The organism is Bacillus cereus group sp. MYBK108-1, from assembly GCF_051917185.1.
In the GTDB taxonomy this organism is placed as follows: Bacteria; Bacillota; Bacilli; order Bacillales; family Bacillaceae_G; genus Bacillus_A; species Bacillus_A cereus.
This window is the reverse complement of the sequence record NZ_JBQAHZ010000017.1, coordinates 87704-114341: the sequence shown is the minus strand read 5'-3', so window position 1 is coordinate 114341 and position 26638 is coordinate 87704. Positions and strand designations below refer to the sequence as shown.

Here is a 26638-nt window from a genome sequence, read left to right as displayed (position 1 = left end):
GGATTAAATCCTTGAACGAGCGTTAACTTTAAATCCTTCGTAAATTTTGTCATACAAAAAACTGCACCTCCAATTGTTAGACTGTGTCTAACAATTGGGGTGCAGTTCATATTAAGTTGGCTTTTAAAAATCAAAAAAGGTTTTCTATCCATTCTACAATAGGTTTCCAAAAAGAAAAAAGTAAAATAAATCCTACAACTAAGGAAACTAAGAATGAGATAATAATAGGGTGTCTTTCAGCGAAAGACTTCTTCTCAGTAGGAGTTGCCGCATTATATTGATGACCAATAGAAGAATTTTTAATTTTGTTTTTATTACCGATTTTTATACTCATTTTCCCCCACCAAACCAATTACCTAATCTAGACTTATTCATTTTATTCTTATCCCCTAATTTTATGGATTCGTCAAAAATTATTTGCTCTATGTTAAATACCACCTGTTCTTTTTTAGAAGAATCTTCTTCTACTTGAGATTTTATATCCATTTCATCCAAATTGTCGTATTGTTTCTCTAACTCTATAATAATATCGACTAGTTTTGATTTAACATTAGCAATCACCTTGCTAACTAAATTTAAAGGACAAGCTATCCTCATTCCAGCAATTTGAAGCTCCTCCGTTGAAATAGCATGGCATAAAGCTGTTGGGACAACTCTCCCATAGTGAGTGTTTTTTTCTCGAAGTACTATTTCTTGAAGTGTGTTAATACTGTCATTTACATTAACTCTGGTAAGCATATCTATTTTTTCTTGAGGTATTAAAGCTTCCAATGGCACCGAGGCTTCTGTATATTTAATCGTATAGTTTACAATAAATGTACCTACAGGGGACCCCTTTATTTTTCTATATGAAGGAAGATTATCATTATTATCAAACCCCTCCAATTCTCCGTTAATCCAATCCATAATTATTTCATTATCCAGGTCTGATAAAATTACTTTTAATCTTAGAAGAATATTTTCAAGACTTTCTTTCCCACTAACTAAGTCTTTTAAAAGTTGACTCCTTTCCATATTGTCACTCCTTTTCTAATAATTTACTTTTTAGTCTACTAGATTTAAAAATCACACGCAATTAATTCAACATCTTATAACGCAAAAAAGCCGACTCAATTAAGAGCCGGCACTTTTTATGCTTATTATTTAATTTCTACATAATAAGAAATAGCTGTAATATAAAACACATTACCTCTACTATTCTTCACTTTATATTGCTGCGAGCCATTTACAGATACTTTATCAAGGATTGTAAATCCTAATCCTTCATCGACAGTTCCTGCAACATCTCTATCGGCCCAGGAAGCTTTTGAATAGAATCGCAAGTCATTCACTTTAGAAACTACACGTTTGCCTTCCACAGATGACGCTTCTTCTTTATAGCGAATGTATGATGAATCGTTATAAATCCACTGATTTCCTCCAAGATTCAACCAGTTTCCTACTTTACCCCAGACTTTATATGATTCACCTTTTTGTAATTTACGAATAACACTATTTGTTGTGGATGGACCAGAACGAAGGTTTACATTGTATCCATCAATATACGCTACTCCCACTTCATTAATAACACCAGGTACTTCATTTGGTTGCTGTGGTTTCGCTTCAACTGAAATAGAATCTCCATTATATGCTTTTAATACATCAGCACGGAATTTTGATTCCGATACACCATGACTGCGAAGATAGTCAATCGGATCTTCGTGATCTGTGCCACCAAGCTTATACGTAATATCTTTATGCGTCCACAATCCAATGGATGGATCAATGTTTCTATCACGTAAAATCTTAGCGAGTAACTTCACATATCTCTCATAGGATTTTTTAAATTTAATAGGGTCACTAGTTTCAGAGAGCTCTACATGAACAAATCGTTTATTGGCTGCTGGGCCTGCTCCCCATGCTTGATACTTAGTAGAAGCAATTTGAATTGTTTCATCCCAATCTGTTGCATAATGTACAAATGCGGAACGCCATGTTCTTGCTTCATAGTTTCGGATATTAATAGCAGGCGCTTCAGGAGTTGCTGTAGAATGTGCTACTACACCTTCATACGCTCCATACCCATTGCGATATTCGACTTTAGGTAACCCTAGAATAATCATTTCTCGATCAGCAAAGACACTACCTGTTGAAGTAAATGCAATGATAGCTGCAGTAGAAATTGAGGCTAATAATTTAATAGATTTTTTCATTTGTCGTCACCATTCCCCATAATTTTTTGTTTAATATCTGATACATCCTTTGCAAGTGAACCAAATGCTTTTGCTTGTTCTTCAATTACACCCTGGTTCTTTTCAATGACCTTTTGATACTGTTCTTCACGCTGTTCATTCTTTTTTTGCGTAGTAAAAAGCATCCACACAAATAACGCTGCGAATGCTCCTTGTTGAATCATTGAATTGAAAATCTGTTCCTCCACTGTTCTCATCTCCCTTTTTAGCAAAATAAAAAAGCCTGCTTATGCACGCTTAATCTGTAATATCTAAATTAAAAAGCTCATCGCAATATGAATGACATTTCCATTTTGAACACCATTCAAGAAAATTCCACCATCACTTTTAACTGTAACTTCACAAGCAGTTGGTCCATTGCCATATGCAAGTGCTGGGAAAGCAATATTTTGTACAGGGCGAAATCCAGCCGGAAGGGTTGCAAATACTGTTGTACTTGCTAGATATTTAACTGATCCGATTACAGTAATCTGATCCCCACTTCTCTTGTACTTCAAAATTCTATCAGGAATATTTTCTACCCCAGTTGTAGCAAGATTAATCCATCCTGTATCAGTTGCTTGTTTGATAGTACCATCTGGCCTGATTTCAACTCGCTTTGACCAATCCCAACTATCTCCTTGCTCTTCTGTTGAAGGCGCAATAATAAGGGCCCCTTGTGCTCCCTTGTGAAGAACTGTTTTAAACGAGCGGCTACCTAATACAATTGCATTATCGCTCTTAAATTCAAGAACTCCACTTATGATGTCGCCAGCTTTCTTAACAAGGTTTGTATTAGCAGAAACGCTAAACGTTTTATTGTTACGATTATAGTCCCAAACACCTTGATCACCCTTAACATCCCTAATCCCGTAATATCCATCGCCAGTTTGGTAGAAGTTGAGCTCTTCCACTCCTGCCGTAGAGAATGCTATTTTATTCGTCTTGTCTGTACTTGACCTGTCAAACAAAAGATTGCCAGGCATGGTGTCTCCACTTTTCTTAACGACATCCATTGTATTTAATTTTCTCTGTAACTCGTCTATCGTTTTCTTAAGAATCTCAAAATCAGAAATGTAATTTTCGATTTTAATATTCCCTTCTTTCACATCACGTCTTAATGTAATACGAATGTCTGGTGTACTCATTCGTTCTGTACTTTTTTCCATCACAAAATAAGCTGTCCAATCATCCGATGTAGAAACAGCTTGAGATGTAAATGTATATAAAAACACACCATTCTTTGCATCAACTATTTGAGCATCATCTCGAATGAACACTCCTGTATGATTTGTCGCTTCATATTTAACCGCATATCCTGTTAAATCCACCTTCTGTCCTTTTTCTCTTACGTACACAGTAAGCTTCAATCCATTCTTGTCATTCTGCCGAGAGCGAATTGTTTTTGTAAACACAGGATCTGCCAAATCTATCATAATTTCCTCATTTCGCATGACTACACCCCTTTCTAGCTACCCCTTTTTATGTGTCTAGGCGGTCTTCTCTGACGTTTCACCCTGTTCCTATGCTTTATATTCCCTTTAGGCTTTAATGGCTCTAATTCTTCCAATCTAGCATCCGTTTTTATCACATGCTCTTGAAATGCGCTCGTCAATTGTGAAAGCATCCCGTATAGACCTACACCATTTTCTTTTGCTTCTTTTGGAATAACTAAACCATAATGTGTAGGAATTGCATCTGTAGTAATTGTCGGCTCTCCTTCTTTACGATTCATACGCATCTCATACAGTTTTGGAATATCGGTTTTCAAATTGTACTGTTTAATTTCCCATTCCATTACCTTTTCAAGTAAGCTGGATGTAATAGGACGAATATTGGTTTTATACGTTTCTTTTGAAGAAACTTTGAAATCTGAAGCAATTACTCCTTGATAATATGATCCAAGAGCTGTCTTTACTTGAATATAACCATTTTCGTAACTCGAATTTCGTATCATCGCATTTGGAAGTATGATATCTGTATCTCCTCCAGATGACACTCCAATACTCGCAATCCAATTGTCATTACGATAAAAGCGGAACTGATCTTTGACTTTAAACCTCATATCAGTTTGAGCATTTAGGACAATCATTTTGTCAGCATCAAGCATTGCATTCCCTGTTTGCGAAAAGTATAAAGAAGCTGCATTTAAGTATCCATTGCCATCGATTCCTTTTGTAATTCCAATTCCACCAGACTTAACACTTGTATCTGAGAATTGGTATACCATAATAGCTCCATTTGCCCCTGTGGAATCTGAATCTCCACCTAAAATAAGAGTAGGTTGTATTTCATTTCTACTATTTTTGTAATACCCTACAAACACCCTTGTTCTAGATGACTCATACAAGCGTATAAATTGTTTTGAGATATTTACATAGTTCACACTATCTGAAGTTCGTAATGTTGCACCTGTTATTTCTCCACCTTGCACAAGATTTCCACTCAACGTACCTGCAGTAATAAAATCAGCAACAATTCTTCCGTCACTTGTAATGGCAGTTCCATATGGTCCATTCACACCTGTGGAAGAATACCCTAATCCATTCAAGTTCCATTGCCAAACCTTTTTAGCACTCTTTTCATCTTTCGTATCCATAATTAAAATACGATCTGGATAAATACGGACATGTCCTCCAAATCCTGAATTAATAAGGCTTGTAGCATTTGCTTTTGCTGCATCTAAAATAGAGCTTGGCATATTGGATAACTCTTCTTGTACTAGGTCAACCCTACCGGAAACGTCCGTAAAGGATTCTTTGAAGTTACCAATGGTTATATCCAGATACTCTTTTTTTATTGGATCATATTTATAAGCAATTACCTTCGCCTTTATATCAATACCATCTTCTTGATGCTCAACCGTAACCGTATCTGCCATATAAACACTTTGTAAATGCTTATAATCCTTATACTCTTCCGTTTGTGATAACTCCTGAAACTTAACGTTATAATTTGCTTTAGGCTGATCAACTTTTTGAATAGCAAACATATCCTTAGCTGCCTGGCGTAATAACCTATATGCTTCTTCTAACGGAACTGCATCTTCATCGTCAGCATTTTCACCAATAGCTGCTTTAATGTGTTTAAATTCAACCACTTTGATTTTAGGATGAGGATACTTATTTATAAGTGGGCTATCCACATACTTTTCAGGAAGAAATAACCCATCAAAACCTTGTGGCATGATTCTAGTTATGGGACTTTTCCAATCCACATTACCTTCATATCCTAATAAATCTTTCTTATGGCGAATCACTACCCCACGATCCATACCACGATTTTGTAGCATCTTCACATCAAAATTATCTCGTTTTAATTCGCCGCCCCAACGATTAACAAATGAATTGTCTTGACTAGAATCCAATAATGCTTCCACAGGATTTTTACGGACAATACGTGCACTTGCTTTCTTTGGTACATCTGAATAAAACTGAAAAGGATGCTTGTATTGGCATCCTGCTGACATACGATTCATAGCTCCATTACCATTTGTTGTTTCAGCGAAAATGTCTTCAATTAGATTTTCTGTTAAGTCATAAAAAATGTGATAACATTGCGCTGTAATCTCACCCATACTGACTTTAGGAGCTGCCACTCGAAATAGTTGTTCACCATCAGGAGTTGGAACTTTAATAATGCTCATTCCCTCTATTTCCAGACCACGTGGTGCAAACAATGGATAACTAAATGAAAATAAAAATAAACCATTGAGTTCTTCCTCAACAGTTGCGTTATAAATATTTTTATCTAAAGCCCCTATACCATTGTGTGTAAAGTCAGTCTCATTTGGTTTATATAAAGTAATCATTTATATCTCCACCTAGGTCGAATTTCCATAAATTGAATTGCTCCTGACCACTCTATTGTATTTTCTCCTACGTTGAATATAGGGAACTGCCCAACCATTTTATTATTCATTGATATGGTATCGGTATATGCTTCAAGTATTTCTGAGTCTATGACAACAGAACCATTCACATCTTTTATTTGAAAAGAGACGTCATTGATTGTTATACGGAAAGTACCATTTCCCACAATCCAAAACTTAGGATCAGACTCAATTGTACCTGGATTATAAATTACACCAGGTTTGGTGAGCTTTAAATTTACATCCTCTGTATACTCAAAGGGATCTAACTTAAAATCCACTTCAAATTCACCGTGTTCTTCAATTTCATTTACAATATCACCTACTACAACATGTTTAATTTTTCGGTACACATCATCATCAGTAAAATATAATGTCTTTCCATTCATCAACCAAGCCTTCATACGTCGCACTAACGGCTTAATATTTTCTTCTTCAAGCATATTGAACTTTATTTTTAAAGGGACGTCTTTAAACGCCCCTTTTTTTGTAAGTGAACCATGTCTACCAGACACTTCAATATGTTCTACTTCTTGTTCTGCTGTAGGAATAACAGGGCGCTCTACCATACATATTCCATAGTCACTCGCTAACTGATTATCGATACCTATGTCTAGCAATTTAAGTCCTCCCTATTCCTATTTTTGAATTACGCCCTTTTTGAGCAAGTGCATCATCTATTTTTCCGACCATGCGGTCGATATCACGATCATCCCTCACTGAAGGATTATAAATATTAATTACAGTTGGTTCAGTAGACATCGTTGCTGCAATCCCTTCACCAATCTCACCTAATGTCTTTTTATTCAACGGTAAAACTGCTTCTCTCCCCGCTTCTCCTGCACCTTGCAACTGACCATTACTCATACCGAAAATGGTAGGTCTAGTAAAGATACCTCCTTTTGCACGCCATTGCACATCGATCCCAGATGGGAAAGTAATGTCTTTACCCAAAATATTTTTCGTACTAGTCTGCAGACTAAAGTGTGGCATTTTAGGCATTTCCGGTTTCGGAATCTTTAATTTCAAATCACTGAAAAACCCTTTGATTTTATCAATGAATCCCTTTACTTTATCTACTGCATCTTTTATCGGATTAACGATAAATCTCTTTGCTGCATCAAATTTTTCTTGCGCTGCATTCTTTACAGAATCAAATTTTTCCCGTGCTGTATTGTACATATCATTGAATTTCTCTTTTGCAGAATTATAAGCTGAAATCACTGGATCAATAATATATTTATAAACTAGATTCCATGCCGTAAGTGTATAAGATTGGATTTTGGCCCAATTACCTAGTATCCAATTCGCTAAATCATTCAATTTTTCTTTCGTTGCATTCCACAATTCCTGAACAGGCTGAATGACATATTGTTTTACTAGATTCCATGCTGCAGAAGTATATGATTTAACTGTTTCCCATTGTGAATTTAGCCAAGAAACTAAATCGCCAAACTTTTCTTTAACCCAATCCCATGCTTCTTGAACAGGTTGAGTAATATATTGTTTAAATAAGCCCCAAGCAACTTGTGCAGCAGCCTTTATAAGTTCCCACTGCGTACTAAGCCATGTGACTAATTCACCAATTTGCGCACTTATCCAATCATACGCTTCCTGAATCGGCTGTATAATATATTGAGATATTGCCGCCCAAGCAATTTGTGCCCCTGCTTGAATGAGTAGCCAACCTGCTTCTAAAACTGTGGAAACTGCTGAAATAATCGGATCTAAAACTGTGAGTATTGTATCCCAGGTTTCTTGCCAAGCTGCCTTTAATTGATCCCAAATAGAAGTTGCCGTTTCAACAATACCCGTCCACAATCCACTGAAAAATTCACCTAAAGGAGACAATATACTATCTGCTAATTCAATGAATGAAGACCACGATTCTGAAAAATAATCAGTAATACCTGTCCAAATTTCCGATGCCGTATCAGAAATTCCAGTCCATAGATCAGCAAAAAATTGACCCATAGGTTCAAAGAACTCGTTCACCATATTTAAAAAATCTGACCATGCTCCAGAAAAGTAATCAACTGTGGATGACCAAGCATCTTCACAAGTTTGAACTATGCTATCCCACAATTCACCAAACCAATCTTTAAATTCAGACCACTTTTCAGAAAGCCAATCGGTTATTTCACCCCAATTTCTTATTAACATGATGATACCAGTTATCACCAAGGAGACTGCTGCAATCGTAGCTATCACAGGTAAAAAGGCAAGATTCAACGCACCAAATGAAACAGCGAGAGCTGCCACAATTGGGGTTAGAATAATAAACGCGGCACTTAATGTTCCCATCACAATTAAAAGTGTTTGATCTGCCTCAGACAATTTACTGAACCATTCCATTACAGATTTAACTCCCTCAACTATTGGAGGTAAAATATCTTTAGCTAATTCAGCAAATTTCTTTCCAAGCGGCTCTAATGCAGCCTGTGTTTCTCTTAATGCTTTTTGAAACTGTTGCCCAAGTGATTCTTCTTGGAGTTTTTTCATTTCATCCATTGCTCCAGCAGTATCACCCAAGGCTCCTTGAATGTCACCTAAACTTAAAATCGCTTCTTTTCCTTGTCCTTCCCATAAAGTACGCATTAAGGTCTGTCCGATTGTATTACGTTTAACTTGATCGTCCATTCCTTGCAAATCTGTTATTACCGATTTAAATACATCCGAGGCTGATGCTTTTCCGTCTTTGAAATCTTTAAATAGCCCTTGAGATTTTTCACTAAGTTCACCAAAGGCTTCACCTACATCTTTACCGCCGTACAATAATTGGTTATTAAATTCAAGCATCCCGTCATTTAATCGATCTAAATTGTAGGATCCATTTTCAGTCCCAGCAATGAGCATGCCGAACATATCTTGAGCGCTGAATTTCATTTCAGACCAGATAGGCGAATATTCAGCCAAATTATCAAATAATTCGTCTGAGTAATTTAAACCCTTTTGCATGCCATAAGCTAACAGATCAAATGTTTCCTTTTGAGATAAATTAAATTGAGTCATCAATTGACCTGCACCACGAGTTGCTTCACTTAAATCTACATCATATACTTTCGCAAGCGTCATAACGTTCTCAGTTGTTGCTTGTAGCTCGTCATATGGAACATCTCTCATGTTTTGATAGACTTTTATAAGCGCATTGTCTACCTCTTCAAGATTTTCACCAAAACCTTTTTTCCAAGTATCAACAGCAATCTTTTGAAGATTTTCGGCACCTTTCCCAGTCAAACCTAATGACGACTGAATTTTCCTCTGCGATCCATCAAACTCTATTGCTGTATTTACAATCGACTTTCCCATTTCAATTAACTTTTCAGATATTCCTTGTAGGACTTCAGCGGCTTCCATTAAATTGTTCATATCAAGTTTCTTATTTATTTCCGCCATACCATCCGCAGCTTGTGAACCGCTTCGCCCAACACTTTGTAAGGAATTTTCGAATTGCTTTAATGTAGTTTTTGCTTGGTTTAATTTAGTCTCAAGTTGCTGCACTTCAGTAGAGTTCTCACCATACACACGCTTTGCGGCACTTAATTGTTGTTCTAAGTTGTGGACGACCCTATCAGTCATTTCCATTTGCTGACGTAGTTGTTTCTGCGCTAATTCCAACTTATCCGCTTCACTAGCGTTTGCTCCTAATTCAGCATTTTGGAGTTTGAAAGAGCTTGTTAATTTCTTTTGTTCCGCTTCAAGCTTTTTAGAATTCTCTTGTAAATCCAGTAAAGTTCCGCGTGCTTCTCTGGCTTCAATTGCTTGCTCGGAAAGACCTTCATTCACTCTTTTCATTGCATTATCAAGAGAAGTTTCAGCACGTTCTGCATCAAGCAACTTCCCGTACATCTTATTGAGTTGTTCGGCGGTTGTACTTGTGTCCTTAGACATAGCTTGATATTCAGCACGTAACATAGCTGTACGTTTCTTGGCTGCTTCCATTTGAATTTCAAGCTTCTTCTTTTCAGCAAGAAGTTTATCAGTCATCGTCGCATCTTGGCCCATTGCTGCAATATGATTTTTATATTCTTTCGCTGCATTATTCATAACCATATTGATTTGTTTCAATGTATTTGCATACTGAACTTGGCCATCCATTTTAAAATTAAGAACAACGTTTCTTTCTTTACTATTCCCAGGCATTTTCTCACCTCATTTCTTATAGGAATGGTGTTTGATCTAGCGTGTAAATTTGTTTCGGTTTCTGCTCATGTAACGCATCCGGATTGTTGTATCTGAGATGCATAATGAACTGTTTTAGAAAATGTGCCGGTGTAATTTTCCAAAAGTCATCCATACTTAAACCAAGCAATGTATTACCGACATAAAAATAAAAATCCCAGTCCAATTCGGACTGAGATTCCTCGTTTTTAGTCAGTATGTTTTTTACTTTTTTTCTTGCTTCAACTTCTCCATATCAGAATTCTGGAAAGTTTGGCCACTGAAAATTTCGTATACAACGATGAAAATATCAGGTAATTCATTCATAGGAATAGCACCTTTCAATTCATCTAATGTACATTCCGTACCACCACTACGTACCATCGCATAAATTAATGCACGCATCAATTTCGCTTCATTTTCTCCCAGGCTAAATTGTCCTTTTCTTAACATATCATTCATTTCTTTTTCAAATTCATGATAAGGTGTTCCAAATGCTTCTTCCACATAAGGAAAAGATTCAAAAGTAAAAATAACAGGGATTGAGACACCCTGTATCTTAATGCTATTTCTAGTTATATTTACATTTACTAAATCACTTAAACGTGCCATAATTACCCTCCTTATTTACCTGTTTGAGTCGTTCCACCTAGCTGCGCTAGTTGAGATTCATCACAAATGACTTGTTTTAGGAAATCTTCAGCTTTAATTCCTTTTGCCTCTGGATCACCAGTATCCAATTCAGCTTGTGTTACATCATTAAATAACAATGGATCTGCTGTAATTGTATAAGCAATGTCATCCACAGTCATTTCATCACCTTGTGTTTTCCAAGATTCTTCTACTGGAGCAACTGTACATTTTGGGTACCAACGTAATATTTTTGTTCCATCATTTAAAGGGAATACAACCCCTACTGCGAACTTTGGATACGCCTTCGCCTTCGCTGTTTCAAAAGACACGCCTTTTTTACGTGTTTTAGCAAAGATTTTATCTTTTACTTCACGATTTAGACCAGCAAGATTAAAAGCTAATCCAAACGCTGTATTTTTGACAATGTTAATAATTTTTTTGTTAGATGCCCACTTTGTAAAATTAGTAGAAGTAGTGGAAATCGTTAAATCAGAAATATTCGTTTGTCTATAAACGATATCCTCATAAGTTGGTAGTGCACTAGAAGTTTCATTTCCCTTCATCAAGCACAGATATAAATCTTCAATCCCTACCGAATATTGAATTTCTTTATTTTCAATTGTCATGCATATCATCCTCACATTCTATCTATTATTTTTTGTGCCATAATATCAGCAATTTTGTCACCTTCTGCATCAAAGGTATTTTGGACAAAATGTTTTCCTTTCACACGACCCTTACCATTTGCTTTTTTATGGCCATGTTCAACTAAATACCAATACCAAGCTTCATCTTTAAATTCCACAGATACACGATCATTCTTTACAACGACTTTCAAGCTATTTTTTAAATGTACTCGCTTGTTCTTATTGGATGCTTTGATTTTTGGTTTTAATTTACTAGCAAAATACTTGGCTGCTTCGTCCAATACATCTAGTTCGACCTTTTTATTCACACGTAATAGCGTATTGATATCTTCTAAAGCTTCAGCAAAACCATTGTTATTTGTAGCCATTACTGGGTACACCTCACATACGTTATAAACTGCGTGATAGTGTCGTCGTTCTCGTCATAACCCATTCCATCAAATTGAGAATAAGACACGCCTGCTTCGTTAAAAACAACCTTTAACGGAGCGTAATCTTTTTCAGTTCCGTTTGTAATAACTGCAATTTGATAAAGTGGCATATCCTTTATAACCTTATTAGAAGCTCTTTTCTGTTGCTCATTCACAAATTCATACACAATGTAAGGATAATTTGCTGTTGTAGGTGCACTATCACGATAAACTGGTATACCAGATTTCTTCATGATGTCTCGTAACTCTTGAAAGCTAATTTGCATAGGACAATGACACCTCCATCAATCGGTCTTCTTCACGTACATAAATACGCTCAATATCATAGATACGGCCACCAACTTTTACACGATAATCCTTTTGGTTGTTTTCAATATCACGATCAATACGAACCTCAATTTTCTTTATAATTTCATTCGTATCTTTCGTTGTAAATTTATCAGTGGCCGTAACTCCAATGTTGTTATAACGAATATTACGTTCTAACGGATATCCCATCACAACACGGTCATTTTCCGGATCAATGGTTTCTCCTAATTTAAGTAGCTCACCCATCCATTTGAGTTTATTCGTCTTTCTCTTCATCGGCATAAACCTCCTGGACAAACATCGGCGTTAAAGCATCAAGAGCTTGTTCTAACTCTTTTTCAGCAACCCTGTAATCATAGAAAATGCCGGCTACCATAATAATTAAATACTCGGTCTGTTTGCCTGTCGCATTCTTTACATACGTCTTTGCTTGTTCAATATAAAAAGAGAGCATGGTTTCATCCATACCCTCTTCCCAATGAATATGAGATTTTAATTTCTCAATTAAATCTTCCATATTAAGCACCTGGTGTAGTTTGCTCTTTCAAGACGTACTTATAAACTGGAACTTCAAATGGTGAATGAATTAGTTGCGCATCTAGTAAATTCCAAATACGGAAACCTACACGGTTTGTACGTGAGAATAACTCAACTAATTTTTGTACTTCTAACGATCCAATGACATCTTGAATATAGAACTTAGAGAAGTCACCGAAATAGAATACTGGTGTATCTGGTGAATCAGGAATGTCAATTGCATCTTCTTCCTCAACAGGGAAGCCTAATAACGTATAACCAATTCCACCTTCCGCTTGATTAAACGGACGAAGTAATGGGAAACCGTCATCTGTTTTCATAGTTTCAATTTTTGTTAACGCTGCTGTATTTAATACCCATCGTGCTTTTTTACGTACTTCTTTAACAGGTGTATTTTTCATTTTTACTAATGCATCATAAAGATTTTTTTCATCTGTTTTAAACTCAACAGCTTTCTTTGCTAATGCACCATCATTGATGTTATTAGCTTCATCACCATTAACCATATATTGAGTTTCTTTACGAACATAGGCTTTTTTCAACTCGTCCATAACGATTTGTTCAATCGGTAAACCTGTACGTGCTAATAATTTTTTCGTTACAGTAGCAAGTGCATCAAATTCTGTTGGAGATAGTTCGATTTCATCGAATTCAATATCTGTTTCTGGAATTTCGTTATTTGTTCGCTCATTTTTATGACCTTGAGCTTCTGCCTTCTTAACTAAAACAGGATACTTAATATTTTCTTTTGTTTTTACTCCCGTTCCTAATCGACGTAAGAAGTTTTCTTCTTGAGCATACGTAATAATTTCTTTACTTAAGAAATCTGGAATAGTAACAGAGCCATTACCAGTCACTAACCCTAATGCACGGGCTTCTGTTTCATCAATGTTACCTACAATGTAGTTTGCAAAAGCTGAACGAGTTTCCTTTTCTTTATTTTTAGTAGATTTATGGCCTTTAGTAGAAAGAGCTGCTGCGATAGATGCTGAAATAGCTGAACGCTGTTCTTCTGACAGATCAGTTTTTACATCCGGATTTTCTTTTGCTGCTGGATCTTCTTTTTTATCAGGATCATCGTCTTTCTTTTTGTCTGGATCTTCTTCTTTTTCTTTCTCTTCTAACTTTGCTAACTCATCAGTGATCGTTTGCACTTCCTTTGTTAATGCTTCTACTTCAGCCTTAACTGCTGCTAATTCTTCCGAACGAACTTCATTTTTTTCTACTTTCCCTTGTAATTCTGCTAATCGAGATTTCGTTCTTGTTAAAGATGCGTTTAAGATTTCTTTTAAATTCATATTAATTTCCCTCCAGGACTTTTTTTATTTGTTTAATAATGTTGTTTCTTTCTTCTGTATCATCTTCCACAACTGTTTTTACGGCTGCTTCTTCACTTCTCATTTCAATCATGGCTGTATTTTCACCCCTGGTTTCAATGGAAGTGGCAACATAAGCTGGTGTCATATCCAAAATAGAAACCTCTAAAAGCTCTAGTTCTTCAATAGATCGTTTTTGAACACCAGATTCACCTTCTTCCCATGAATCTTTTTCAGAAACAAAACCAAATGACCAACCACGTAATTCTTTATTCCTTGCCTTCTTAATCACTTGCTCATCTGTAACCGTAGCGATGGCTCTTAAACCAATATTGTCTTCATACAATTCCAGATTTCCGTTTTCAATAGAACCAAGATTTCTATTCTTATCGTGGTTAAAAAGTAAGTCCACATTCTTTGCTTTCTTTAATGCCTTTTCAAATGTTTTAGGAACAATTTTCTCCTTGAAATATCCCCTTGGTGAAGGCAACATCCGACTTTCTCTGTCCACAACATTTACGTAACCATCAAGTATGACTTGATTCCCTCGGACCTCAATTTTCATTTTCTTCACCTCCTCCCAATGAACCATCACTTGCCTCTTTCTTTCCGATTTCGGTTAAATCATTTGAAATATAAATGGCTTGTGATTCCTTTGTATTTTGTTTAGGGAACCCAAGCATATCGGCAACGCTATCAGGGGAAGTAATAGCTGTACGCACCAGGTTATATCCAATATTTGTCTTATTGCTATAAGTAACAAAGTCAAGAATATTAATCTTGAATTTAATTCGTTTCCCCGAATTTTGGCCATAAAAAAGAAGACTCAAATGGTCTTCAAAATTTTTCATTATTGGTCTAACTGCTTTATTGTGGATATACATCATTGCTTTCTCAATATCTTCTTTGATTAACTCTGTGTATGTATCCACATTTATGCCTAAAAACTTACCTAAGTCTTTCTTATATACATTTAGATATGCTAGGGTCTTTTCGTCGTCTAACGGGCTTTTAAGCGTTTCTATTTCATATCCTTTTCCTAATGGAATCATCTTAACAGACCTTGCATCATCAATTGATTCCAACTGATCTAAAATCTTTTTAATCAATTTTGACTGCGTACCGTTCTGTGGATTAATATGAGCGTCTAATTTTAATAGAAATGCTAACAATCCACCCTTTTTGTATTTGTCAGTCAAAGTTTTTTCCGCTGACATAACGCCCTCGAGTGTATCTCTTCCTAAATCCAGTAGTCCTTTTCCTCTTAAATGATCGGCACCGATATTTTTAACATGGCGAATCATAAAAGAAGGAACTTCTTGGCCACCAATATTAAAATTCTCTACCAAATTATCATCTAGCTCTGTAAAAACATTTGAAGCTAAATGTATTTGAGCACCATTTAATATTGGAAACGTTTCTCCCTCGAGTAAATAGGTATTTGTCATCAATTTGATGAATTCAGATTGTGTTAGGTAATCGTTAGGATTCTTTAAAATTTGAAGTGCAACATCATCTTTGATTTCATTACCTTCTTTATCTTCCACAACAATATCAGCCAACATCATTTGATTACTAATATCTTGTAATAACTCATAGACATCACTAGATTCCAAGATATTTGAATCAGTAACATACACACCGCCATAACGAATGCTTTTTCCTAATACATCGTCAAGATAACCACGCTTTTCAGCTTGTCTAAATAAAAAATTTGAAAACCTATCTCTTAAACCCAATTTCTCACCGCCTTTCAATTAACAAATGTTTCCTAAATCATTATATTTTTATTAGAATTTTAAATTTAAGCTTTATTAAATAATTTATGAGGATATTTCCAAAAGAAAAGAACCTTTTTACCTTCTATTTGTTAACATCTTCAAATCCTGCATCATCATAAGCCGTGCTATGTATGTTAGACATTCATCCAATTATGCATAGACAATCATCCCAAAAGTATACAGCTAAATATAATATTGTGGAAAATAAGATTAAGAATAAGGAGTGATTGTCCTTGTATCGTCAATATCGACTTGAATATTCACCTGAATATCATAAATGTATGGAAAATTGCCAAAACCCACCTAATTCATACCCTTATTATGAATGTCAATTTGCATGTACCTCTATTTACCCACCAAGACCTAACTATTACTCGTCCAATCCTTACTCAATACCAACAACACACGCACCTATGGCACCTTATTTATCGGGACCTCCTGAACTACCATCAGCTTGTGTAATGTCTTGCTGGAAAGATGAAAGTGGTTTTAAACACTGCGACTGTTTCCCTATCATTGTTTAAGGACGATCTGCAACTGCTTGATTTATTAGCAAAGTTAAAGATATTGAATACACAAGTAAAAAACCCACCTTATCTAAGTTGGGTTTCTTATTTCATCCAATGTAACTAATACATATATTGTTGCATTGAGTTTTAAGAGGAAACCTTCTGTTTTAGTTGGCATTCACCCAATTATGCATGGACAATTATCCAAAAATATACAGATGAATAAAATATCGAGAAAATTATGATTAAGATAAGGAGTGATTGTCTTTGTATCGTCAACCATTTTCACCTTGGAATTATACCTCTTGTATGCGAGATTGTTTGGCTGCTCCTGGAACGTCAGAGCAGGAATGCCATGGAGCTTGCAGTCATTATGCCTCAATGCCAATAGCATATACCGTACCGATGACATATGGTGGTATGAACCAAGCAGCACCTTACATTCCACAGCCGTATTATTATCCATATTCGTATCCTGTAAGTCCATATTCCTATTTTCCTATGCAATCTTCTATTCAATGCCCTTCTGATACTATAAAAATGTTAGAGTGCGACAGTAGCGGTACCAGATGTCGTTGGGTGTGTCGTCCAATCTAGTAATTGAATATTTTTCGAGGGCCAATCAAACATGGCCCTTATCGCTATGAGTCTACAGTTTAATAACAAAAATCCAACTTTGAAATCTGACACCTTTTTATGGTGATATCAGAGCTATAGCGATTAGTTTGTTATCATTGGGTTTAGCTCTTGGACTCAAGGACAGAAAGACGTTCCTCGAGGTTAGCTAATTTCTTATATAACTCATCATTTTCAGTCTGGAGTTTTTCATTTAAACCTTGAATAGCAGCCAAGGCTACGCCTTGTAAATCAACGGTTGAAATATGTTTATTATCATCTTCATTTAGTTCAAAGACGGCATGGAAGTCCTGAGCGGTCGGGCCAATGTGACGCTCATTAGATGTATCATCTTTATAGTTCCAAGACTGGATTGGTATGCTGGCTAATTTATCAAGAATCTCAAGCGTGTCGACACTCGAGAAATTTTCCTTAGAGTTTTTGTCACTTGTAAGATTAACTCCGCGTACATTGACGTCACCGTTATTTAGAACCCGGAAGACCTCGCCGGCATTTCTACTTGTGCCGATGATGATGTCTCCTCCTGTAGTATCACTATAGGCCATCAAAGCTGGTCTAGTCTCCGCTCGGGTTAAAGCAAAAATACCGATGTGTTTATTACTTAAACCCCAAACACCAAAAAGGTTCTCGCTGTAGGCAGAGACACCAGCTCCAGCTTGGCTTGTAGCTCTTACTCCATCGCTAACAGTACTCTCTCCCAAGACCCCATATCCACTTTGGCTTCTACCTAAAACACCAACTCCTTCACTGGCGGTATGTTCCCCAAAAATAGCAGGCACAGTTGGATTATTAGAGTCACCAACCAAATTAGGCATTTATCTTCCTCCTTGTGTCATTTCAATTAACTAAATGATAAAAGTTTCTCATTACAAATATATTTTGAGCATTGTATTTAAGAACTCACAATCCAATGTATAACTTGTTTATTCTTAGATTACATAATAATTTTAATAAGAAATTCAACACTGTTAACAGCGCCTATTTTTAAAATACTAATGGTCAAAAAATTAATATTCATGTTTCATCTATAAATATCATCTAAATATTCATCGTAATCTTCATCTGGAATAGCATCTTCCATCATATTCAATGTTTCTTTATGACCAATTAACATGGCAACAAACCCATCAATATGCTCCGGTGATTTACGTTTAGATGGTGTTTTTAAATTATTTATATTTGTAATTATTTTTGCGTTACTTGCACAGAAAATAAGTAAAGGATTATCCGTTTTAATTCGATCTTGGAGCAATAAAATTTCAAAGTCATCAAACGGTTCATTCATATGTGTTGGATACTGTGGAACTTCCACACATTGAATGCCAAGCATTTCCCACTTTTCAACGAGTTTTTCAGCAAGGGCTGGATCATAGTTTATTTGACGTAAATCAAAGTTCTCAAACACCCATTCCACATACTGATTTACCATTTCTTCATCAACTGTTTTCCCAGGACAAATTGTCACAAATTCTTTTTCAGCTAATGCTCGATATGGGACATTCCTTTGTTGCTCCTTATCTTCAATTCCAAACTCCGGAATAAAGTACATTTGCTTAACGATTAATATTGCATTTCCTTCATCATCGTATGTTGGAATATTTATTGATACACAAGTTAAATCCGTGCGTCTTGATAAGTCCACACCGACAACACAAGTTAATCCTTCAATATCCCCTAAACCGTCCACAAGCATTTTATCCAGTTGGTCTTTATCGAAATATGTTTCGGCATAATTAACGAAAACATCCAAATGCTTCGATAAGAATTCAGCCTTATTAAAGCTATTATTTTGAGCTTCTTTAAAGGCATTTTCAAGAAACTCCATGTTAACCGATACATCCATATTCGGATTGACCATTCGCCAAACGTCATGATCTGTCCAATCAAATTTTTTGTTCGGCTCATAGATCATCATGAACCAAGAATCATCTTTATCATCTTTTAAAACTTCTTTGGCATAGGTATAAATTTGAGTTCCAAGTGAACCGGTATTCTTTCCTGCTGTGGAAGTGATGATGTTGAGTGGTTCTTCCTGGGCGATTTGTGCCGAACGTAAGTTATCGTATTGTTCACGGTCCATTTGAGCATGAACTTCATCGAAATAATTAATATACGGGTTTTTACCTTCGTTACCAGCGTTATCTTTTGTAAGAACCTTAATTACATTTGCATATTTAATATCGTCTTCCACAAATGTGTATTTAATTGACTTAATTGTATCTTCTTTACCTTTATAGATACGTGTATCTGGCCGTAAATCAGGACTATTCTCAATGGTTAATGCAATTGGTCCCGCGGCATTTTGACATTGTTCAAAAGTATTAGCGGAAATATAACAATCAGCGCCTTTTACACCTTCACCGTACATCGCATAAATAACAGGTGAACCGCCCATAATTGTTTTTCCATTTTTCTTTGGAACCTGCAAATAAGCCGTACGAATCACTCGCACCGCTTTACCATCTTCATTATATTTTTGCCATCCATAGATATTAGCAAAGTAGAACTTTTGCCAGGACTCTAAAATTAATGGCTGTCCTGCCCATTTTCCTTTTGCATGTTTTAAGAATGTTTCTGTGAAATAAATCATCGCATTTGCTTTTTCAACATCGAACCAAATATCTTTTCGTTTCTTCCATTTCTTATATCGTTTGATTACCAATTTAATAGAATCAGGATATAAGTGTGGGGCTGCATCTACTTCCGAAACGAATATATCAGCGTAATTTGTTTCAAAATCAATCATCGGCTTTTCATCTTCCTAAATTGCACTAATTTATTGCTATCACTAGGCTCCGTGGACTCTTTTTCTGTTTTTCCTTTTTCGAGAAGAACCCCACTTTTTTTGATTAAATCTTTGTTCTTTCCGTCTAGTCCTAATTGCCCCAAATACTTCGCTTTTTGTTTGGACCAAACTTCAACTTGTTGAGCCAATGGATGCTTCGATTCCTTCACATCACCATTTACATTCTTTGTTTTTTGGACTGTTGGAAAGTTTGAATTCTTCCACAACCCATATTTGACACTGTATATCTCAACTGCATCAAGATAAACTTCAATCAATGGATCAAGCGCTGGCGAATAAGTTCCGGCTTCAACCAAAACATTCATAATACGCTGCGCTTCTAATTCTTTTTTCTTTTCAGCTTCAATTACGACCTTCGATTTTCTGGCCATTCCTTAAATCACCACCTAAAAAAACGAATTTTTTTCAAAAAACCATTTTGAGGTGCGCGTTTACACCCCCACTCCCTATCCCCCCATAAGGCCAGCGTTTCTTTTTTCGATAGGGGGGCTTATAGTTTCCAATCGAACTTTTTCTTTTCCTGGTATTTTTCATTTGTTTCTCTTTCTACAATTGGATGACACTTAGAACAAAGTGTATCGATATTATCTGGATCTAATCTTAATGAAGGATTGATTTTAATTGGAACAATATGATGATGATGTGCTTGCTTACCAAACACAAACCTTCCACATCGTTGACACAATCCTTTGTCCCTTTGATAACAGAATGACTTCAAATCTTGCCAGGCTTTTGTACGATAGAATGATCTGTTCTTTGAATACACAACTGTCTTCTTCTGTTTCCGTTTATGATTGAGACAGTATCGTCCTTTATCAATTAATGTCTTGCAGCCTTGCTCAGCACAGTACTTCATGATAGTAAATCAATGATGTCTTCTTTCTTTTTAACATCGGCTGGAATCTCAACATTAATCGATGTAGCATAATCATGTAATTGCTTCACTGTCATACTATTTAAATTAACTACTGTCTTATCAGGTTCATTTGATAAGTCCATGCCCAGGATCATACTCCCTGGATTAACAGTTACTTCGAATCCTGGTTCTTCACCTGTAGGAACAAATAGACTCTTCTTCTTTTCATTATCCCAATACTCTGTACCTGATATTGTTTTTCTAATTTCAGTAATCATTTGCATTCACTCTCCTTATAATTATTAATCCATGTAGCAATCTTCATTGTTAATAAAGCAGGCCAGAATATCGCTAAAAGAAAAACCAAAAATAAAGATGACATTAAAATTATATGTCCATGCTCTTTATCCTTTTTGATTGCTTCTCTTGTGGTTGAATAAATATCTAAGGATGCATAAACCATACCTACTATTAGATAAGCTAATAACCAAAGCATTGTCATACACCACCTATATAATTATTTTCTTTCTTCCAAGTCTCGAACTCTTCTTTAGCAAGACCCAAGCCTTTATCTAACCATTGCAACTGTATCTTGTTTTGTTCCACAATCTCAGAGCTAGTTTTAATTGTTACTACAATCTGTTCTCTTCTAGCCTCTTGTTCTTTAATCCATGCATCCATTTGTTTTACATATATCTTTTCTGGATTCATATACTTAACACCATCCTTTTCAAATGCAACACGTTTGCGTTTATCTATACCTAGATAAACGCAAGAACTCTCTCATGCCATCTACAACTTCTTTATCGTTTTCAACAAGCTTACCTTTAACATAGATATCTCCATTACTTTTCAGAGTTACAATCTCTTTTTCACCAACTTTTAAAACGATACTGTCATGTGAAGTATCTCTTGCCAACTTATTCAAATCTCCATTATGCAACGTTAGATTCATCTCTTCACCACCTATGTAATTTTTATATAATAAAAAGCACTCCATAAGGAATGCTTCTAGTAACTTTATTAACCTAGTATTTCTACAAAAGTTTCACTAATATAATCATTTAAAATATCTTCTGTGAAGTTTACTCCACGTTTCGTACAATATAACTCACTATCTTGTAAGATTATCTCATCTAATGGAGTAATTTGAGTACCCCAAATCTTACTTACCTCTATTACATTTCTCTTTTTATTAAGAGAAAATTGGAGTTTAGTACTTTCGATCTTTATATATTTATTTTCACCACTATAGATTACTAAATATTCTTTTTCACTAGGTTTCGCAAATTGCTCGTCTATTCTTTTAAAAATTGGGGTTAATTCATTATATTTCTCTCTTAATACTTTTTCAGCTGGATCTTCTCCTATATAAGCTTTTAATTTACCAATAGTTTCATCTAGCTTACTCATTCTTCCCACAATCCTTTCTACAATTATTATTGGAATTATAAACCAATATAATTATAGCACAAGCAGAACGTATATTCCCATAAAAACTATTATAAAAGAGCAACCGTGCACCAGTTGCCCTTTCTTCAAAATCTTATGTTATTACTATAAATCATATTTTCAAGAGTTTCGATTCACTTTAGGAGTGAACCTAAATGATACCTTCTCGTTCTACGAATTTAATCAACCGAACTATTTCAGCATGTTTCTTTTTAATATGGCTAGAGCTATAACTGATTTCTTCAGCTATTTGCTCCAACGTCATACCGTCCACATATTTCATTTTTAGTATTTTATTATCCAAACCCCTAAACTTACTAATTAATTTTTTCAGTTTATACATATCATTCATCTTATGTGCTAACTCATATTCAATTGCTTCAATACGTTCTTCTACCTTTGCACCTTCCGATTCAGCAGTTAAACGTACCTCTCGCAAATCACCACTGACCCAGCGTTTTAATTCAGCTTTTGTTTTATCTAAGTTGTAATCTAAGTACTCAATTTCTTCTTCTAATTTCTGATAATCTTTTAGCCAGTCAAACAAATGATGATTCACCTACTTTCTATTAAAAAATAACAAATCTCATAAAACACGTTTATTTTCCTTTCTAAGACGTTTTAATATCTTCATGACCAATTGTATTAAGAAAGAAAGACAACTTGATTTTTTCTCAATCTGATAAGCTGTTTTTTTGGCAAAATGAAATTTTTATTAGTTTATTTTTGCATAACATTTTCAAATCCGCTCATACTATTTCTGTAACTTAAAGTTACAAATTATTTCTGTAAGTGCGGCTTTTCCTTTGTACAACAGGTAGTTAGCTCATTAAGCTAGCTACTTTGTTGTGCAAAATGAAGTTTTTGTCCAAGTTTTTCACCATTTGATAAAATAAACATATAATAGTTATTGAATAGGCATTTATATTCAACTTCCTAAAGAGCACTTTAATTAGGTGCTCTTTTTTGCATATACAACTTAGATATCAAATAGCGTTTTTATTACAATTCCAGATTTATTATTTCTCATTGAAGTTCAATCGAGAGAATTCAAAAAATACATCGTATAAAATCAATTATTTTTACAAATATAAAATTTCACCTAAGTGACACTTCATAACCTAAATGCATATCCTATACCCATATACAGTTTTATAAATTCCAAATTTAAAGTGAGGGAAAATAAAAATGGCACCTTGTACAGGAATAGCTTGTTATTTACTTTCTAATTGGCCGATAGGAACTATCATTACAGTAACAACCAAGTCTGGACAAATAATCGGACCTGCTACTCTTTCTAGTTTTTATCCAACACTTTGTTTAGTTATATTAACAGAGGAAGATGTAATAACCCCTGAATCTACTAATATCATATTTATAGGTTGTGAAGATATTGAAAGTGTTACCTTAACAACTTAATATAGTATTTCTAATTCATCTAAAATACCCTGAACCAATCTTTTGCAATCAAATTTAATATCAAAAGAATTATTCCCACTACACATCTCAACCTTTTCATTTCACAATTCTCCGTTATAAAAATGCACCTATCTAAAAAACATACATACAATATCTTGGGTATCTTTTTTCAATATTAATTTTAGTCAGAGAGCGCCTTGGAAGGTGCTCTTTAATTTTAAAATCTTTTCACATTTAAGCTGGACAAGCATATATTATTGTATCTCCACCTTTCTTAGTTGAATTTCCACTTTTGTTGAGACAACAATCCTCTTCGGATGTTGTCTTCTTTTCTTATGCATCCAAATAATGATTTTGTTTAAACAACTCACACCCTGAGAAAAAACACATATATTATCATGTACTCTTTTACAATAAGAGTCTTGGTCAGAGAGCACTTTTAAAAGTGCTCTTTTAATTTATTTAAATGTGTTACGCTTTACATACAATAAACATACAATGCAATGAGCACGCAAGACATAGTTTCTATATAATCGTGTACAATTTTCGTACGCGATTTTTTTATTAAATAAGGCTTTTATTTAACTTTTATTCATTTTTTTTGTTTACTTTGAATACATTACTATTAAGCCAAAGAATACACAGGTTTCTCTGGACCAGTTTCCTTGTATTCCTTGAACTCCTTGTGCACAGGACCTGTTAGTTATAACAGGTTCTTTAATTTTTTCATCATACAATAACTATTTTGTCGCATTTTCTAAGGAATGAATTTCGAATCCTCTTTCCTTATTAAACTCCTTCATCCATTCATCTTTATAAACTTCTTGTAAACGCCCGTATGAGTTTATAGTCATTTTCTCCCTCGCTATTGGCAAGGATGCATTCATGCTATTAGGAAGGTTAATAGGTAATGCTGCTCCTTCGATTGCCAACGACATACATTCATTACAAAAATCAACATTGATTTCTTCATTATTTGGATTACATGTTTCCTTACCGCACATCGGACAAATATCAACCATTCCCTTCTCCCCCTACAAAATAACGCTTTTGTTTAAATTAGTAGGAGTAAACCCCACCTCTAATTACTCGACTTTTTTCATCAAATTCAATATCGTATTCGGATTCACACTTATCACATAAAAGTCGGTCTACACACCCTTCAATCAAGATTCCGTTTCTACAAGGTTTTTTTGCTTTCCGACCACTCTTATTAATCCTGTATACTAAAGTCTGTACTGGCTGTGTCCAATACACCAATTCTTCTCTACAATCACATTTTGGTTTTTCATATTTGGACATCTCTTTCATCCCATTTCTGTACAAAATTCAAATTGTATTAATATCCTGAGCCGAAGCCCAGGACAAATATTTATTCAGCAATCGTTTCTTCATCAACAAGCTTTAATTGACCAGGAGCAACTTCTGTTGTTCCATCTTGCTTTACGTTGTATTCCATACCTTCATGTGGTTCTTCATAGAACTCATCAATAGACATTTGCGAAGGCTCAAGAATGATATCAACATTTCCGCCGGCAAAAGGATAAAGTTGATTTACTACACCTTTTGCATCACGTTTTACATTCAATTTAATTGCTGTTTTCTTGCTATCACGTTGAATATTAACGAACTCCGCACCAATCGGTTCAACTTCACTTTTCTCCACAGTTAGATGAACAATAGTACCTGGCATTTTTAATAATTCATCAGCATGTGGAAGTTCATCACTTAATACATGGAACATTAAAACTTCCTTTTTATCATCCTTTTGCATTTTCTTAAATAAAACGTTCAATTGAATTTTAGTCATGGTTTATTTCTCCTTTAATTGTTTTGGTTTTCATCATATGACACCTTTCTTCAGATACTCACGAGCCATATATAAGAAATGATGATATATGTAATTACCGGTTGTAGCAGGCTCAATAAATACTGTTGAAAAGCCATATCGCACTTCAAATGTTTTTAAACTACCAAGTAACGCTTCTGGTTTGTATTGACTTATATACTCACCTTTTAATATTTTTTGATAGCCTTTTAAATCTTCCACAAGAAGAACAAATGGATGTTTAGCAGCACGAATCAATTCATTTTCAAATCTCGTACGATCTTTAATTGATTGAACCAATTCGTCTACACCGTTTTTACGTTCTACTCCGGCGCAAAGGTAAATATCTCGTGTAATGCCCATCTCAGGATTCTTAGGAATTACCGCTGAGTAGTCGGCTGTATCAATTTTTCTAAGTCTGAATGGAACATTCTTTTTGCGAAAATAATCAAGTACGTGTTGATTTTTCTGTTCTCTTGTATCCACCATGATTTCTAATGTATCCAATATTTCCTTCAATTCTTTTTCTGAATATCGATAATGAATTGCTGACATTTATTTCACCTTCCTAAAATGCAACATTGCACGATTGAATATTGCTTGTGAAAGCTCGTCCGTTAATTTACTTTCATAGTTGGCCACAGATTCTTTTACATATAACCAACCATTAAGTGAGAAGTTTAATGTTAATTCCATAACCAATCTTGCTGCAGCTTCATCATGATTAAACCAATCATTAATTTTTGGATTTATGTCTTGCTCAACACCGATAAAAAAATTAATAATTTTATCTATCGTTTGTTTTACTGCATGATCTTGGTCCGAATAATTCCCTTGCAAATATTTAATAATACGTAGCTTGTATTCTTTAATAACTGATTCAATTTCAGGAGCAACCTTTTCATGGTTCTCAATGTATAAATCATTTCCATCAAGAACGAGCTTCGCTCCCATCGATTGAACATCAGCACATATCTGTTTTGGATGCATATTATACCTCTTTTTTAAAAGGGTTATCGAAGGTTACTAAGTTTTTTATTCAGTAACCCTCTACAAAACCAGTCATATCAAGGGGTCAAGGCTAATTTGAGTTATTAGGGTTACTGAGGTTATCCGTTTTTCTATTAAAGGCTATTATATATATATATTTTTTTATTTATTTATTTTCTTATAGGCTGTTATAGGAAACTCAGTAACCTTAATAACCCATAAGCTATAAACCATTGATATAACAAC

General features: G+C 35.0%; 34 protein-coding genes. 2 read left to right on the top strand and 32 right to left on the bottom strand.

The genetic code is table 11. The features are described 5' to 3' along the window. Nucleotides 1-130: 130 nt before the first annotated feature. From ACTFSL_RS21090 to ACTFSL_RS21005, 18 genes are all read right to left on the bottom strand, one after another. The gene (locus tag ACTFSL_RS21090) at nt 131-334 is read right to left on the bottom strand and encodes a hypothetical protein (RefSeq protein WP_440042346.1); all 204 of its coding nucleotides are present in this window, start codon (nt 332-334) and stop codon (nt 131-133) included. Further along, nucleotides 331-1014, bottom strand: a complete 684-nt coding sequence (locus ACTFSL_RS21085) for an AbiTii domain-containing protein (RefSeq protein WP_440042345.1) — start codon at nt 1012-1014, stop codon at nt 331-333. The genes ACTFSL_RS21090 and ACTFSL_RS21085 overlap by 4 nt, the downstream gene beginning before the upstream one ends. 125 nt (nt 1015-1139) lie before the next feature. Further along, nucleotides 1140-2192, bottom strand: coding sequence for an N-acetylmuramoyl-L-alanine amidase (locus ACTFSL_RS21080; protein ID WP_440042344.1), 1053 nt, complete (start codon nt 2190-2192; stop codon nt 1140-1142). Further along, entirely contained in the window at nt 2189-2419 is a 231-nt protein-coding gene (locus ACTFSL_RS21075; RefSeq protein WP_103652651.1) for a BhlA/UviB family holin-like peptide, read from the bottom strand. Before ACTFSL_RS21075 ends, ACTFSL_RS21080 begins: the two co-directional genes overlap by 4 nt. A 63-nt stretch (nt 2420-2482) precedes the next feature. Beyond that, entirely contained in the window at nt 2483-3664 is a 1182-nt protein-coding gene (locus tag ACTFSL_RS21070) for a BppU family phage baseplate upper protein (RefSeq protein ID WP_440042342.1), read from the bottom strand. 14 nt (nt 3665-3678) lie between these two features. Further along, nucleotides 3679-6021, bottom strand: a complete 2343-nt coding sequence (locus tag ACTFSL_RS21065) for a phage tail spike protein (protein WP_440042341.1) — start codon at nt 6019-6021, stop codon at nt 3679-3681. Beyond that, on the bottom strand, nt 6018-6701 hold the full coding sequence (locus tag ACTFSL_RS21060; RefSeq protein WP_042596650.1) for a phage tail domain-containing protein: 684 nt from the start codon (nt 6699-6701) through the stop codon (nt 6018-6020). The genes ACTFSL_RS21065 and ACTFSL_RS21060 overlap by 4 nt, the downstream gene beginning before the upstream one ends. 1 nt (nt 6702) lies before the next feature. Continuing rightward, nucleotides 6703-10224 carry a phage tail tape measure protein gene (locus tag ACTFSL_RS21055; protein ID WP_440042339.1) on the bottom strand — a complete coding sequence of 1174 codons (3522 nt, stop codon included), beginning with the start codon at nt 10222-10224 and terminating at the stop codon, nt 6703-6705. 16 nt (nt 10225-10240) lie between these two features. Further along, complete coding sequence (locus ACTFSL_RS21050) at nt 10241-10429, bottom strand: hypothetical protein (RefSeq protein WP_006927278.1); 189 nt, start codon at nt 10427-10429, stop codon at nt 10241-10243. Between the two features lie 38 nt (nt 10430-10467). Further along, a complete protein-coding gene (locus ACTFSL_RS21045; RefSeq protein ID WP_087875877.1) occupies nt 10468-10854 on the bottom strand; it encodes a hypothetical protein in 387 nt (128 codons plus the stop codon). Between the two features lie 11 nt (nt 10855-10865). Next, nucleotides 10866-11501, bottom strand: a complete 636-nt coding sequence (locus ACTFSL_RS21040) for a major tail protein (RefSeq protein WP_016125430.1) — start codon at nt 11499-11501, stop codon at nt 10866-10868. Between the two features lie 11 nt (nt 11502-11512). Next, nucleotides 11513-11890, bottom strand: a complete 378-nt coding sequence (locus tag ACTFSL_RS21035) for an HK97 gp10 family phage protein (RefSeq protein ID WP_440042337.1) — start codon at nt 11888-11890, stop codon at nt 11513-11515. Beyond that, nucleotides 11890-12219 (bottom strand): hypothetical protein, encoded by a 330-nt coding sequence (locus ACTFSL_RS21030; RefSeq protein WP_440042335.1) that lies wholly within the window; start codon nt 12217-12219, stop codon nt 11890-11892. The genes ACTFSL_RS21035 and ACTFSL_RS21030 overlap by 1 nt, the downstream gene beginning before the upstream one ends. Continuing rightward, entirely contained in the window at nt 12209-12538 is a 330-nt protein-coding gene (locus ACTFSL_RS21025) for a hypothetical protein (protein WP_440042334.1), read from the bottom strand. Before ACTFSL_RS21025 ends, ACTFSL_RS21030 begins: the two co-directional genes overlap by 11 nt. Continuing rightward, nucleotides 12519-12779: a head-tail connector protein gene (locus ACTFSL_RS21020; RefSeq protein ID WP_440042332.1), complete on the bottom strand. Its 261-nt coding sequence runs from the start codon at nt 12777-12779 to the stop codon at nt 12519-12521. Before ACTFSL_RS21020 ends, ACTFSL_RS21025 begins: the two co-directional genes overlap by 20 nt. A gap of 1 nt (nt 12780) precedes the next feature. Then, complete coding sequence (locus ACTFSL_RS21015; RefSeq protein ID WP_098757921.1) at nt 12781-14097, bottom strand: phage major capsid protein; 1317 nt, start codon at nt 14095-14097, stop codon at nt 12781-12783. A 1-nt stretch (nt 14098) separates the two neighbouring features. Beyond that, nucleotides 14099-14680 carry an HK97 family phage prohead protease gene (locus ACTFSL_RS21010; protein ID WP_440042330.1) on the bottom strand — a complete coding sequence of 194 codons (582 nt, stop codon included), beginning with the start codon at nt 14678-14680 and terminating at the stop codon, nt 14099-14101. Then, nucleotides 14670-15854 carry a phage portal protein gene (locus tag ACTFSL_RS21005; RefSeq protein ID WP_440042328.1) on the bottom strand — a complete coding sequence of 395 codons (1185 nt, stop codon included), beginning with the start codon at nt 15852-15854 and terminating at the stop codon, nt 14670-14672. Before ACTFSL_RS21005 ends, ACTFSL_RS21010 begins: the two co-directional genes overlap by 11 nt. An 818-nt stretch (nt 15855-16672) precedes the next feature. Between ACTFSL_RS21005 and ACTFSL_RS21000 the strand changes: the two genes are divergently transcribed. Then, the gene (locus ACTFSL_RS21000; RefSeq protein ID WP_129542611.1) at nt 16673-17002 is read left to right on the top strand and encodes a hypothetical protein; all 330 of its coding nucleotides are present in this window, start codon (nt 16673-16675) and stop codon (nt 17000-17002) included. A gap of 143 nt (nt 17003-17145) precedes the next feature. Here ACTFSL_RS21000 and ACTFSL_RS20995 read toward each other — a convergent pair whose 3' ends face one another. From ACTFSL_RS20995 to ACTFSL_RS20950, 10 genes are all read right to left on the bottom strand, one after another. Beyond that, nucleotides 17146-17856 (bottom strand): tail fiber domain-containing protein, encoded by a 711-nt coding sequence (locus tag ACTFSL_RS20995; RefSeq protein ID WP_440042327.1) that lies wholly within the window; start codon nt 17854-17856, stop codon nt 17146-17148. Between the two features lie 206 nt (nt 17857-18062). Further along, nucleotides 18063-19787 carry a terminase large subunit gene (locus tag ACTFSL_RS20990; RefSeq protein WP_088338422.1) on the bottom strand — a complete coding sequence of 575 codons (1725 nt, stop codon included), beginning with the start codon at nt 19785-19787 and terminating at the stop codon, nt 18063-18065. Beyond that, the gene (locus ACTFSL_RS20985; protein WP_088338423.1) at nt 19784-20218 is read right to left on the bottom strand and encodes a P27 family phage terminase small subunit; all 435 of its coding nucleotides are present in this window, start codon (nt 20216-20218) and stop codon (nt 19784-19786) included. The genes ACTFSL_RS20990 and ACTFSL_RS20985 overlap by 4 nt, the downstream gene beginning before the upstream one ends. 119 nt (nt 20219-20337) lie before the next feature. Continuing rightward, nucleotides 20338-20703 (bottom strand): HNH endonuclease, encoded by a 366-nt coding sequence (locus ACTFSL_RS20980; RefSeq protein ID WP_000872542.1) that lies wholly within the window; start codon nt 20701-20703, stop codon nt 20338-20340. Further along, a complete protein-coding gene (locus ACTFSL_RS20975; RefSeq protein WP_153579865.1) occupies nt 20700-20981 on the bottom strand; it encodes a hypothetical protein in 282 nt (93 codons plus the stop codon). The genes ACTFSL_RS20980 and ACTFSL_RS20975 overlap by 4 nt, the downstream gene beginning before the upstream one ends. Continuing rightward, the gene (locus tag ACTFSL_RS20970; RefSeq protein WP_098377898.1) at nt 20978-21199 is read right to left on the bottom strand and encodes a hypothetical protein; all 222 of its coding nucleotides are present in this window, start codon (nt 21197-21199) and stop codon (nt 20978-20980) included. Before ACTFSL_RS20970 ends, ACTFSL_RS20975 begins: the two co-directional genes overlap by 4 nt. A 2-nt stretch (nt 21200-21201) precedes the next feature. Further along, on the bottom strand, nt 21202-21414 hold the full coding sequence (locus ACTFSL_RS20965) for a hypothetical protein (RefSeq protein ID WP_153579864.1): 213 nt from the start codon (nt 21412-21414) through the stop codon (nt 21202-21204). A gap of 40 nt (nt 21415-21454) precedes the next feature. Further along, nucleotides 21455-21658: a hypothetical protein gene (locus ACTFSL_RS20960; protein WP_153579863.1), complete on the bottom strand. Its 204-nt coding sequence runs from the start codon at nt 21656-21658 to the stop codon at nt 21455-21457. A 68-nt stretch (nt 21659-21726) separates the two neighbouring features. Beyond that, entirely contained in the window at nt 21727-22116 is a 390-nt protein-coding gene (locus ACTFSL_RS20955; RefSeq protein WP_153579862.1) for a DUF3942 family protein, read from the bottom strand. A gap of 190 nt (nt 22117-22306) precedes the next feature. Beyond that, nucleotides 22307-22702, bottom strand: a complete 396-nt coding sequence (locus tag ACTFSL_RS20950) for a hypothetical protein (RefSeq protein ID WP_153579861.1) — start codon at nt 22700-22702, stop codon at nt 22307-22309. Between the two features lie 641 nt (nt 22703-23343). Between ACTFSL_RS20950 and ACTFSL_RS20945 the strand changes: the two genes are divergently transcribed. Beyond that, entirely contained in the window at nt 23344-23574 is a 231-nt protein-coding gene (locus tag ACTFSL_RS20945) for a CGEA protein (RefSeq protein ID WP_095021663.1), read from the top strand. A gap of 740 nt (nt 23575-24314) precedes the next feature. On the opposite strand, the gene ACTFSL_RS20940 is transcribed toward ACTFSL_RS20945, so the two are convergent. The 4 genes from ACTFSL_RS20940 to ACTFSL_RS20925 form a co-directional block, all read right to left on the bottom strand. Then, nucleotides 24315-24596 carry a hypothetical protein gene (locus tag ACTFSL_RS20940; protein ID WP_153579860.1) on the bottom strand — a complete coding sequence of 94 codons (282 nt, stop codon included), beginning with the start codon at nt 24594-24596 and terminating at the stop codon, nt 24315-24317. 350 nt (nt 24597-24946) lie between these two features. After that, nucleotides 24947-25384 carry a hypothetical protein gene (locus ACTFSL_RS20935; protein WP_440042326.1) on the bottom strand — a complete coding sequence of 146 codons (438 nt, stop codon included), beginning with the start codon at nt 25382-25384 and terminating at the stop codon, nt 24947-24949. A 33-nt stretch (nt 25385-25417) separates the two neighbouring features. Next, nucleotides 25418-25957 (bottom strand): ERCC4 domain-containing protein, encoded by a 540-nt coding sequence (locus ACTFSL_RS20930; protein WP_095021729.1) that lies wholly within the window; start codon nt 25955-25957, stop codon nt 25418-25420. Beyond that, a complete protein-coding gene (locus tag ACTFSL_RS20925; protein WP_440042324.1) occupies nt 25958-26392 on the bottom strand; it encodes a hypothetical protein in 435 nt (144 codons plus the stop codon). Nucleotides 26393-26638 lie beyond the last annotated feature (246 nt).